The following is a 12,170-nucleotide window of genomic DNA, read 5'->3' on the forward strand; positions in this document are numbered from 1 at the left end:
ATGCCGGACTTTCGTTTGACGGATGCCGAAAGCGAAGTGATCACTGCGCATTTGATGCAGCAAAAGCATGACGCCATTGCAGGCACGAACGGGTTTAGCCCAAAGCCACTTTCACCTTTTGCCCAAACAAAAGCGCGAACCTTGCTGGCTGAAAAGCTGCCGTGCCTGGGTTGTCACCAGCTTGGCGAGCAAGGCGGCAGAATTGGGCCAGACTTTGCACACGTGAAATCCCGTTTGCAGCCGGAGTTCGCCTATCACTTTGTGCGCAATCCGCATGGCCTTATTCCCGAAGGCAACATGCCCAAAATTTTGATGCCTGAAAAAACCGAAGAGTTGATCTTGAACTTCCTGCTGCAAGATGAAAACGTTGCCGGTGAGCCGGCGTATCTTTCATTGATTGACAATCCCATTATCTCACCCGCGGGCCGGAGCGAAGAAGAAAAACATTATCGCCGCTACTGCGCTTCATGTCACGGCGAAACCGGCGATGGCCGCGGTTATAACGCCAAATTTTTGCCCGCCCCCCCGACCAGCCACGCCGATGCGGTTCACATGTCGCAACGGCCGGATGATACACTTTTTGACGGCATTTACGCGGGTGGATATATTCTGAACAAAAGCCCGTTCATGCCGGCGTGGGGGCAACGGCTAAGTTCTGAAGAAATTCGCGGGCTCGTGGCATATATCCGGCAATTGTGCCAATGCCAAGGCCCATCATGGTCGCGTGAGGGGAAATGACTTTGGTTGAAGTGATGGCTTCATGATAATATCGTTTCAAGATGTCTCTTTTGCATACGAAAGATTTGGAGAAGGTTCATCAGCCCGCCAGGAGCAGCTTCGCCATTTGAATTTTGCCATTGGAGAAGCTGAACGCGTAGCCATTGTCGGGCGCTCCGGTTCCGGCAAAACCACGTTGATGCAAATGTTCAACGGCTTATTGCGACCGACGCGCGGGCAAATTTCTCTCGATGGCAGCGACATTCATGCCTCCGGATATAACTTGCACGAGCTGCGTACGCGTATCGGCTTGGCTTTTCAGTTTCCCGAAGCACAGCTATTTGGCATGACGGTTTCTGAAGATGTTGCTTTTGGCCCCGCGCAACTGAAGCTGGCCGCGGATGAAGTGCACCTGCGCGTACGCGCCAGTTTGCTGCAAGTAGGCTTGACCGAAGAATTCTTGCTCCGCAATCCCATGACATTAAGCGAAGGCGAAAAGCGCCGTGTCGCGCTTGCGGGAATTCTCGCGATGAATCCCGAGATGCTTGTGCTTGATGAGCCGACCGCCAGCCTGGACGCCGCCGGCGTTGCTCAAATCAAACAAATTCTGCAGGAATGTTTCCGGCAGGGCAAAACCGTTGTGCTCGTCAGCCACGACATGGATTTTGTCGCGGAACTCGCGGAACGCGTGCTGGTGTTGCAAGCGGGAGAAATCATCTTCGACGGCAAGCCGGCGGAGTTATGGCGAGACGGCCAACTTCTGGAACACAACGAAGCGTCTGACGCTGCGCCGGCGAATTTGCTCGCACGCGCCGGTTTGGCGTGGCCGCGCGCCGTGCGCTTGCGCAAATTTTTGGCTGCAAAGAATATCTCGTGTGAACAAAATTTTTAAAGCTTTCCTGCAAAAATCCAAGCCTTCGTTTTTTTGATTGGCCGGGATTCAATCTTCAGGCGATCGCCCGTGCGCGGCAAGACTGCGCCGGGCCCTAACAAAAATTTTTCAAAACTGAGAGGCGCATCATGAAAGCTTTATCCAAAATTTTTCTTCTTTTGTTCATCGGCCCAATTCTTCACGCGCAATCATTTGATTCCTTCTTTCTCAACAAGACTCTGCGCGTGGATTATTATCACACCGGAACGAAAGGCCAGGAAACAATTGCATTGGATCAATGCTATGAAGAGGGTGAATGGGCGGGCAGCCAGAGCAATTTGATCGACAATCTCAATCGCGGCGAGTATCAAGCGCGTGTGTATGACGTGGCCACAGCCGCGATCATTTTTTCGCGCGGTTTTTCCACCATGTTCAACGAATGGCAAACCACAGGGGAGGCCGCGCAAGGCATTTATCGCACATTTCACGAAAGCGTGCTCATGCCGATGCCCAAGCGCAAGATACAATTCACTCTTTCCCGGCGCGACAAGCAGATGAACTTTCGTGAAATCTTCTCAACGGTGATCGATCCCGCCTCTCCTGTGCACATCAATCGCGCCCAGCGCTCGCCAAAATTCAAAGCAACCGCTTTGATGAAAAATGGCCCGGCGAGCCGAAAAGTCGATCTCGTCATTCTCGGCGACGGCTATGCTGAGAAAGATTTGGGAAAGTTTCGCAAAGATGCGCAGCATTTCAATGAGATCATGTTCACCACCTCGCCTTTCAAAGAACGCAAACCCGATTTCAATGTCTGGTTGATCGAAGTGACTTCGGAAGAATCCGGCATCTCCAAGCCGGACAAGAATGTTTGGAAGAATTCCACGCTGGGCGCCTCGTACAACACGTTCGGTTCGGCGCGCTACATCTTAACTGAAGCCAACAAGGCGTTGCGCGATATTGCCGGGCAAGTGCCCTATGATTTCATCAACATTATCGTGAATGACGATCGCTATGGCGGCGGCGGCATCTATCAACTCTACAGTACAACCTATGCCACCTCCGATCAGCCCGGGCAGGAATGGCAGCGTGATTATGTTTATGTGCATGAGTTCGGTCACTCCTTCGCCGGGTTGGGCGATGAGTATTATAGCTCGCAAGTTTCATACAGCGAATTCTACTCCAAAGAAATCGAGCCGTGGGAGCCCAATGTGACGGCGCTGCTCGACAAAAACAATTTGAAATGGAAAGCATTCATCGCGCCGGACACGCCGCTGCCCACGCCCTGGGAGAAAGCGGAATACGATAGCCTGGCAGTCGAGCGCGGCAAACTCGACCGTCTGGCGCCGGATTATTATGCGAAACGGGAGCCGTTCTTCAAACGCCAAAACGAAATTTTACAGCAGACAAAATATGCCGGCAAAGTCGGCGCATTCGAAGGCGCCGGATATGAGGCGCGCGGCCTGTATCGTCCCAGCGCCGATTGTCGCATGTTTTCTCTGAGCCTGGTTGATTTCGATCCCGTATGCCGCGCCGCGCTTGAACAAGTCATTGACTTTTATGTCAAATGAAGCCGGTTGCCGGCTCTCACGTTTTCAGTGATCATGATGATTTATCACTCAGTTTTGCTGATCATGGGGAATTAAGGAAGGAACATGCTGCGCGAACAAATCCAAAGAAGAGGTTTAGGTGAAAAGAATGGCTTTCGCTGGCGGGGCGGTGAAGTGTCACGCATCGAAGGCTTTAGCGACGCGGTGTTTGCGTTTGCAGTGACGCTGCTCGTCGTGTCGCTCGAAGTGCCGCGCAACTTCGAGGAATTGCTGGGCACGATGCGCGGCTTTCTCGCGTTTGGTATTTGCTTTACGTTTCTCGTTTGGATTTGGTACGAACATTACATTTTCTTCCGCCGTTATGGTTTGCAAGACGGCTTTACAATTGTTTTGAATGCGATTCTCTTGTTTGTCGTCTTGTTCTATATTTACCCGCTCAAGTTTTTGTTTACCGCTTTGGTCGCCCTCTTTTTTAATCTAGCGCCGCCGGGAGATGCAATCGAAATCAAAACCAATCTTGCCCCGGCGCTGATGATCATTTATTCTCTCGGATTTTTGGCGATCTTTGTGATTTATCTGCTGCTTTATTTGCATGCCTACCGCAAGCGTGCAGCTCTGGAATTGAATGTGATCGAACTTGTTTACGCGCGCTCCGACATCTATGCCGCGCTCATCAATATCGGCGTTGCCTTATTATCCATCCTGCTGGCGAGCAGCGGCGGTGTGCGCAGTTCATTTTGGGCGGGCATTGTCTATGCGTTGAATGGTCCATTGCACACGATTCGCGGTATCGCCACGGGCAAGCGCATTGAAAAATTGCAGAAACAAGCACTCGCACTGGCATCGCCAGCCACTTGATGCGCAAGGATTAATCTCATCAGCATCAAACTGCTGCTTGGCAAATTTCACGGAAGTTGTTATTTTATGCCGAGACATTGCGCCTGCGGAAATAACAGAAAAAATAAACCGGCCCAACGCGTGTGAACAGCAGCTTTACTTTAAAAAATCAGCGTTTCATTCTTCACGTCGACATGGATGCGTTCTATGCCGCGATCGAAGAAATGGATCATCCGGACTATCGCGGCAAGCCGCTGGTCGTCGGTGCGGATCCCAAAGGCGGGGCCGGGCGCGGCGTGGTCTCGACGGCAAATTATGTTGCGCGGCGCTATGGCATTCATTCGGCCATGCCGATTTCGAAAGCATATCGCCTGTGTCCGCACGCGATCTACGTTCCCGGCCGGCCGCGGCGCTACAGCGAAATTTCCCATCAGGTCATGGCGATTCTCGGCGACTATTCTCCGCAGTTGATGCAAATCAGCATTGATGAAGCTTTTTTGGATGTGACGCAGACGTATCACTCTTACGGCTGTGCAAGCAAACTCGCTGAACACCTCAAAACGCGCATTAAACAGGAAGTCGGGCTGACGGCCTCGGTGGGCCTGGCGCGCAACATGTTTATTGCCAAAGTCGCATCTGATTTGCAGAAACCTGATGGCTTGACCATTTGCCCGCCGGGAGAAGAACAGGCGTTTTTAGCGCCTTTGCCGATAGCAAAACTCTGGGGTGTTGGCCCCAAAACTGAAAAACGCTTGCGCGATTACGGCTACAATACTATCGGAGATATTGCCAAAGCTACACAAGAAACACTGGCAAAACATTTCGGCTTATGGGGTGCGCAGTTGTGGAAACTGGCGAACGGCATCGATAATCGCGAAGTTGTCGATTGGGGGCAGCGCAAGTCGATCAGTCAGGAATACACCTTTGATGAAGATGAAGCCAATATGGCGGTGGTGGAAAAACGTTTGTGGAAAATTATAGATGATTTGAGCGCCGACATGCGGCGGGAGCAACTCAAGGGTCGTGTGCTTACGCTAAAGATTCGTCTGGAAGGATTTTTGACGTACACGCGCCGGCAAACGTTGAGCGCCTACACGAATGAGGCGGAATTGATGCGGCGCGTGGCGCTGGATCTTTTTCACAAATTCGAACGAGACAACAAGAAGATTCGCCTGGTGGGCGTGGGCATGTCCCATCTCAATAACACCGGCGGCGAACAGTTGCAGTTGTTTGATGAAACGAGCTCGCCCAAGCAGGAAAAAGTGGCGCATCTGCTCGACGATTTGAGAGAAAAATTTGGAGAAGAGGCCGTGGTGCGGGCCAGCCTGCTCGGCGAACGGTCACATCGTTTTCTCGGCGCCGAAGAAGTTCCGGAACGCAAAAAATGAATTTCAGCCCCCCCAACTTTCTTGCCTCTTTCCTGTACACCTGCACATTTGATTTGCCCCCAATTTAGCTTCGTACTCTACCTGCCAAAAATTTCCGGGAACGAATCCCGCACGCCATTGATCACGAATTGCACCGCCATCACGGCAAGAATGAGGCCCAGCAGGCGCGTCATGATATTGAGCCCGGTTTCACCGATTTTCAGCAACAGCGAGCCGGCGTAATGATAAATCACATAAGACGTGATGCCAGCGAACAAAATAGCGGCAATAATGATGGCCATATGATAAACATTCTCAGCTTGCGTAGTGAGCGTCATCACCGTGGCAATTGCGCCCGGCCCGCTGATCAGCGGAATCGCCAGCGGCACGATGGAAATGTCCTCCTTTTCGTGCGCTTCGATTTGTTCGCTGGGCGTAAGGCGAATGCGCGATTTTTGTGCGGCGAGCATGTGGGTGGCTACGCCGAACAAGATCAATCCGCCGGCAATGCGGAACGCGCCAATCGTGATACCGAACAGCTTGAGGATGAAGCCTCCCATGAGAGTGAACAAAATGAGGATCAACACGCCGACGAGGCAAGCGCGGCGAATGAGGAGATGCCGTTGCGCCGGCGTGTAGTCATTCAACAAACTCGCGAATATCGGAACGTTGCCGAGGGGATCGGTAATCACGAGCACGGCAACGAATGCATTGAGGGCAAAGGCCAGCATGAATCTCCCGACAAAATCTGCACGCCGAACAGCTTTTGCCCGCAAAGAGGAAATCGCCAGAAATCAAACACAAAAGCTATTTCCGTGATTTCCAATTTGCGCGCACGGTATTGATCTTCAGACCTACGTTTGGTTTAATCTAAATAAACCCACAACAAACGCAAGCTCTTGGCGTCGAGATCGTCGGCGCGCACGATGACATAGATGTCATTGTAAATATCCTTGATGAGAACTTCGCCGCTGGCGAGGCGGCGCGGACGTTCATGCCGCCGCGTCATAAAGCTGCGCTCGCCGGCAGTGGTGACCACGCGCCAATGAAACAGCTCGGTTTCATCAGTGACGGCTTTAATGGCAATCACGCGCGGCAAAAAATTGCGCGCACCCAGCTCCTCTTCAATGAGCCGGCGTTGCCTCTCCGCAAGATGTTCCAATGACTCCAACAGCATCAATTCATGGCCTTTATCATCGCGCAGGCTGACATATTGCAGCGGGTAACTCCACGGAAAGCAACACGCAAGCTGCACCGCCGTTTCAGCCAATTCTCCGTTGTCGTTCAACTGTTGTAACACGAGCCGGCCGTCCTCGCGGCGCCGCAAGTTGAGACTTGTGCTCTGCGCTTGCAGAGGAGTTGAATTCTTCAAATGTTCAGTTTCAGATTGTTGTTCCACTGTTTCGATCATATTTTCTCCAAAAGCTTTTGACCCTAAAAACTTGTGCAATCATAGCGTCGCAGGCATGCTGCAAAATCAGATGCGCTAATTTTGCAACGTGCCTGCGCTTTTCATGCCAGGATGGTTTCGGCGTGCAGCAGCTTTCCTGCAGTTTTTTGATCAAACCGCAATCAGCGCCTGCAATTCCATTTGCGTACGATGCAACTTGGCATAAACACCTTCGGGATTGGCCAGCAACTCCTCGTGCGTGCCCTGTTCCACCAGCTTTCCATCTTCCATGATGAAAAGCCGGTCTGCAGCGCTCAACGTCGAGAGGCGATGCGCGATGGCAAACGTCGTGCGTCCTGCAACCAGGCGCTGCAATGCTTCCTGAATTTTCTTCTCCGTCTCGGTGTCCACCGAGCTGGTCGCTTCGTCCAGAATCAACACGCGAGGGTTGTGCAAAATCGCGCGCGCAATGCTGATGCGCTGGCGTTCACCGCCGGAGAGCGTCAGACCGCGCTCGCCGATGATGGTGTCATAGCCGTCTGGCAAACCGCAGATGAATTCGTGCGCGTTGGCCGCGCGCGCCGCGCTGATAATGTCATGCAACGACGCACCTTGCGAACCATAGGCAATATTTTCCGCAATGCTGCCGCGAAAGAGATACGGCTCTTGCAACACCATGCCGATTTGCCTTCTCATGTTGCTCAATTCCAGGTCGCGCACGTCGATGCCGTCGATCTTGACGGCGCCGCTTTTGACATCATAAAAACGGCAGATCAAATTCACCAGCGTGCTTTTGCCGCTGCCCGAGGGGCCGGCCAAGCCAATCATCTCACCTTGCATCACTTCGAACGACACGCCCTTGACAACATTGCGAATGCCGTCGTAGTTGAACGTAACGTTTTCAAACGTTACCCGGCCCTCGATCAGTTCCAAGGAAATGGCATCAGGCTTGGAAACGATCGTCGGCGTAGTGTCCAACACTTCAAACACGCGCGAGGCTGATGAAGTTGCACGATTGAGTGTGCGGCTCATCATACCGAGATGGCGCACCGGCTCCCAAAACATCCACATGTAACCGGTGAAGGCGATAAAGACACCGAGCGGCATGCCTTCCTGACCGTTGCTGAGAACATGGCGCAACACGCGCGGCGCGCCTACCGACCAAACGATTAAACTGCACACATGCATCAGCATTACCATCTTCGGCCAGAAACGTGTCCATAATTCGTGCAGATTATCGGCTTCGCGCTCCAGCGCCGAATTTTTCTCTTCGAACCGATTGATTTCGTGCTTCTCTTGCGCGAAGGCCTTCACGACACGAATGCCGGGAATGACATCCGACAGCACGCCCGTCATTGCCGACCATTTGCGCCAGATGCGCAAAAACAGAATCTGAATCTTCTGGCTGTGACGATAAAACAGCCACGTCATCAGCGGCAGTGGAATCAATACCAACACTGCCAGCGACCAATCCATCACTAGCAGCGCGATGGCAACGCCGATGATTTGCAGCACGGCTACAATAATTTCGATGATGCCGAATGTGATGAAATCCCACAGCCGGTCGGTATCGGAACTCACGCGCGTGATCAGCGAGCCGGTCGAACGCGTGGAGAAAAACGCCAGACTGAGCTTCTGCATATGCGCATAAATCTGGCCGCGCAATCGTGCCGCGATTTTTTCGCCGGTCAGCGCCATGATGCGCAACCGCAAGAACGAGAGAAATTCTCCGCCGGCCCACACCACGGCCAGCGCGCCAATCACCATCCACAGCCAAAACCAGGGATTGGCAATTTGGCCGGTTTCGGCCGGGCGGATGATTTTGTCAATCAACGCTCCGGTGAGATAGGGCGGCAAGAGATTCAAGCCGGTGAGCAAAGCGGCCAGCGTCAAGCCGATGGCGACTTCCTTCTTGTGCGGGCGCAAATACGACAGCAATCGCACCATCACACCCATTTTCGGAACCGCCAGCGTTGATTTTGCTTCGAACACCGCCTTGAGCATGGCGTCTTGATAATCCTCCGCACCTTCAAACTCGCTGGCAGCGTCAACCGGTTTTTGCGGCGCGCGCAAACGATCGCGCGCTTGCTCCGCCATGAATTGCAAATTACTCATGGCGCGGCTTTGCCTGCGCGTGAACTGCGCGACAACCAACAGCTTCTGGTCTTGATCAATCAGATTCAACCGGCTGCTTGACAAGCCTTCGAGCCATTCGAATTTCTCGATGGTCACCAGCGCAAACTTTGCCAGCGTCCAATCCGTGCTGCCATTGCGCCATTCGCCGTTCGGTTCAACCACGGCAAGATGTTGTTCACCCAATACCAACCAGCGTTCGGTAAAACGCATCTCGCTATCGAGATCGCACAGCGCGTAGGCGCGAATTTTTTCAGCGCCCAAGGCTTGCGCAACGGCTTGTGCGACCTTGGGAGGCAAGGTTTCTGGCTGTTGGAAATATTGTCGTAGTAAATTTTGGGTCATTTATCCTCCTTGATTTCCTGGAAATAAAATGATTAAATCGGTTTAACCCCAAAGCTGATCAGCGTTCGCGTCATTTCATTTGACGAACGACAAAGGCTCGGATTAGTGCAACGATTGCCGATCTTCTGGGATAGCATTTTGCATGACATGCGCCATCGGCAGGCTGTGGCCGGCCTGAAATCAAACAGGCGCACGCCGCCGAGCGAGAAAAATCATCTCGTGACAAATAACGATCAGAAGTGACTGCCTGCGAGAAGTGAAAAGACGAAGAGACGCCGGCCAGCAGCGCGGCAATGGTGATTAGAATCGACTCGCGAGCAAAAGCTCAGCAGGCGACACGCGGAATGTAACGTTGAAGAATCATCGTGGGATTTCCCCCTTTCTGAAAAGGTTCACAGCCTTTCTCACCGATCATGGTTACGTGCACTCGCGCTTTGCTTGACCGGTATTTTCAGCGGGAGCATGTTCACTTCAATGAGCGAAACAGAAATAAGTTCCGGAATGATTTTTGAACAAACGCAGCCGAATGCGGCAATTTAGGATTGTCGCTTAAATAACTTGCCCAAATCTCAAACCGCGAATGCACGCCAATAAACGCGAATTTTAAGACTAGCGAATATTCGCGTTTGTTAGCGGTTCCCCAAATGAGTACGTTATTTAAATGGCGTTCCTTATTTGTTTTTCTCAGGCTAAAAGCCAGCGCCATGTAACCATCGCGTTTGCGCAGGAAAGCTTGTTCACCCAAAGAGCCGGAGATCGTTTTCTGGCGCGCGCGCAATATAGTTATTTGAATTTAGTTGTGCAAGCACGTTTCTTAGATTAAATTCCCGCGCAACATCAAACCACCCAAATTGTGAAAATTTTTGGGAGCCCTTCATGCAATGCTATTCGTGTGGAACGGATATTCAAATCAAAGAAAAAATCCGGCGACCGGATACCTGCCCCAAGTGTTCGGCATATCTGCACTGCTGCCGCAACTGCCGCTTTTATGATGTCAATGCGCATCATCAATGCCGCGAACCGCAGGCTGAGTTCGTGCCGGACAAGGAAAGGGGCAATTTTTGTGACTACTTTGAGCCGGTAACGGGGCCGCGGCCAGCCGGAAATGATCGAGCCGCCGAGGCGCGCAAAAAACTGGAGCAGCTTTTCAAGAAGTGATCTTGTGAATTTTGACAGTCACGATCGGTGATCCCGGCTCCTTCGGCAACGGCTTGGCCGGGGCATCCACGATGATCGAGCCTTGGCCAGCCTGGTTATAACATTTTTGCCGGGATATCGGTTCATCAAGCGAAAAAGCCGCTTCGCATTTTTTCTTGCAAAGCGGCTTCTCGCTCACGGCAAAAGTACCGTTCCTGGCACTTTATCGAGCCACCCGTTGGGGCGTTTTTTTGTCGAGACAAGAACGGGGCGAACCAAGAGATTGAGTCCGCCCCGTACCCCCATCCCCCCTTAACTTCCAACAGGGTGGTTTTATCTATTCGCATCTCACTTAGAGATCGAGATGCTCTCTCACCCTGCATTAGCAAAGACTCTCAAAAAGTTAATTTTCTCACAGAGGTTTTCTAAAAATTTTGAAAATCTGCAATTTCTGATTTGCGTTCTTCCGCAACGTCACGCCATGCTGCGGTATCCTGCAATTCGGCATAACGTTTCCAAGCCGCTTGCGCCTCCTCAAAGCGTTTTAGTTTTTGCAAAACAGCGGCGTGATTGAAACGCGCTTCGACAAATCCCGGATTTATTTGCAAAGCTTTTTCGAAATATCGGAGCGCCGCTTCCTCCTCACTTTCGGCGGCAGCCACCGCGCCTAAATCATTCAGAATGATGGGATTGTTCGGCTCACCATCGAGCAACTCTGAAAGCAAATTTTGGGAAGCCGCAAAATCACCGGCAAAGAACAAGGCCAAAGCTCTGCCCCGCTTTGCCTCGCGATTGTCGTCATTCCACCACAAACTCTTTTCGAATTGTGTTGCCGCGGTTTGTTGGCCGGGGTCCGACTCTCCTTCCCCTCGCGTCTGAATAATCGCCGGTATAAAATTGCCTTTGAGGCGAAAACCATGCCGGCTGATATCTTGATGTTTCTCTAAACTTTGCAACCCGGCAGCGGCCAGACTGTTGCTTCGCCACAACATGAAGCTGCGGCCCCCAACGAACGATATTACCAAAAAAACGGTAAATGCGACGGCATACCGGGGAGCTACATGAAGAACTTCGTCTAACACATCCCTGAGATAGGAAACAAGCGAAAGCCCTCGACTGCGCAAATCTGCAAACCCGGAAGACCCGGCTTGAGCAGCGGCATTAAGCTCCGGCCGTTGCGCAAGTTTTTTGACGTGTTGATCCGCGTCTACCAGCGTTTGAACCTCAAGTTTTTCATCTTCGGGAGTTACTGTTTCGGCTTCCAGCCTGATCTGGCGGGCCAGCGCAACTCGGCAATCATGACAGTTGGCCAAGTGCCGTTCGAGTTCGCGCTTTTGGAAGAAAGGCAATTCTCCGGCGAAATAAAGTCCGAGGGTTTCTACTTCTGGGCAGGCGGTTGTTACTGCTCGAGGCTTTTCTGGTTTGTGCTTTGCAGCAATGCGACCGATATGGCCGGCCAGCTCGTCGAGTTGGCGGCAGGCTTCACAATTCGCAAGATGATCGCCTATCGCCTGCTCTTCTCGCGCTTCCAGCGAGCGACGCCGTCGATCAACCCACGCAGTTAAATTAAAATGTTGCTCCACACCCAATCTCCATTAAAATACTCCAACGTTGAGCGTTAGAAACTAGTTGGAATGTTGTTCAAAGCCTTCGCGCGGGCCAGGCCATGTCAGTCCGTTAAATGCGGCGATACAGGCACAGCCCAAGCTTTCAACAACCGTTAATTTAGGAACGCCATTTAAATAACTTACTCATTTGGGGAACCGCTAATAAACGCGAATATTCGCTAATCTTAAAATTCGCGTTTATTGGCGTGCATTCGCGGT

The 12,170-nt window shown here is 52.1% G+C and carries 11 protein-coding genes; 6 read left to right on the plus strand and 5 right to left on the minus strand.

Annotation, left to right across the window (positions count from 1 at the left end):
• The 5 genes from FBQ85_17790 (at position 1) to dinB (ending at position 5,360) form a co-directional block, all read left to right on the plus strand.
• Positions 1-738: a c-type cytochrome gene (locus FBQ85_17790; protein MDL1876987.1), complete on the plus strand. Its 738-nt coding sequence runs from the start codon at positions 1-3 to the stop codon at positions 736-738.
• A 22-nt stretch (positions 739-760) separates the two neighbouring features.
• A complete protein-coding gene (locus FBQ85_17795) occupies positions 761-1,609 on the plus strand; it encodes an energy-coupling factor transporter ATPase (protein MDL1876988.1) in 849 nt (282 codons plus the stop codon).
• A 128-nt stretch (positions 1,610-1,737) separates the two neighbouring features.
• Entirely contained in the window at positions 1,738-3,156 is a 1,419-nt protein-coding gene (locus FBQ85_17800; protein ID MDL1876989.1) for a peptidase M64, read from the plus strand.
• 84 nt (positions 3,157-3,240) lie between these two features.
• Positions 3,241-3,993 (plus strand): DUF1211 domain-containing protein, encoded by a 753-nt coding sequence (locus tag FBQ85_17805; GenBank protein MDL1876990.1) that lies wholly within the window; start codon positions 3,241-3,243, stop codon positions 3,991-3,993.
• Positions 3,994-4,166: 173 nt separating this feature from the next.
• Positions 4,167-5,360, plus strand: a complete 1,194-nt coding sequence (gene dinB, locus FBQ85_17810) for a DNA polymerase IV (protein MDL1876991.1) — start codon at positions 4,167-4,169, stop codon at positions 5,358-5,360.
• 77 nt (positions 5,361-5,437) lie between these two features.
• On the opposite strand, the gene FBQ85_17815 is transcribed toward dinB, so the two are convergent.
• From FBQ85_17815 to FBQ85_17830, 4 genes are all read right to left on the minus strand, one after another.
• On the minus strand, positions 5,438-6,070 hold the full coding sequence (locus FBQ85_17815; GenBank protein MDL1876992.1) for an NAAT family transporter: 633 nt from the start codon (positions 6,068-6,070) through the stop codon (positions 5,438-5,440).
• Between the two features lie 134 nt (positions 6,071-6,204).
• On the minus strand, positions 6,205-6,750 hold the full coding sequence (locus tag FBQ85_17820) for a DUF1854 domain-containing protein (protein ID MDL1876993.1): 546 nt from the start codon (positions 6,748-6,750) through the stop codon (positions 6,205-6,207).
• 150 nt (positions 6,751-6,900) lie between these two features.
• Positions 6,901-9,207, minus strand: coding sequence for an ABC transporter ATP-binding protein (locus FBQ85_17825; GenBank protein ID MDL1876994.1), 2,307 nt, complete (start codon positions 9,205-9,207; stop codon positions 6,901-6,903).
• Between the two features lie 466 nt (positions 9,208-9,673).
• Complete coding sequence (locus FBQ85_17830; GenBank protein MDL1876995.1) at positions 9,674-9,985, minus strand: hypothetical protein; 312 nt, start codon at positions 9,983-9,985, stop codon at positions 9,674-9,676.
• 98 nt (positions 9,986-10,083) lie between these two features.
• Between FBQ85_17830 and FBQ85_17835 the strand changes: the two genes are divergently transcribed.
• A complete protein-coding gene (locus FBQ85_17835; GenBank protein ID MDL1876996.1) occupies positions 10,084-10,365 on the plus strand; it encodes a hypothetical protein in 282 nt (93 codons plus the stop codon).
• A 404-nt stretch (positions 10,366-10,769) separates the two neighbouring features.
• Here the strand turns inward: FBQ85_17835 and FBQ85_17840 are convergent, their stop codons facing one another.
• Positions 10,770-11,933, minus strand: coding sequence for a tetratricopeptide repeat protein (locus FBQ85_17840; protein MDL1876997.1), 1,164 nt, complete (start codon positions 11,931-11,933; stop codon positions 10,770-10,772).
• Positions 11,934-12,170: the final 237 nt, after the last annotated feature.

It is taken from the genome of Cytophagia bacterium CHB2 (genome assembly GCA_030263535.1).
Classification (GTDB): domain Bacteria; phylum Zhuqueibacterota; class Zhuqueibacteria; order Zhuqueibacterales; family Zhuqueibacteraceae; genus Coneutiohabitans.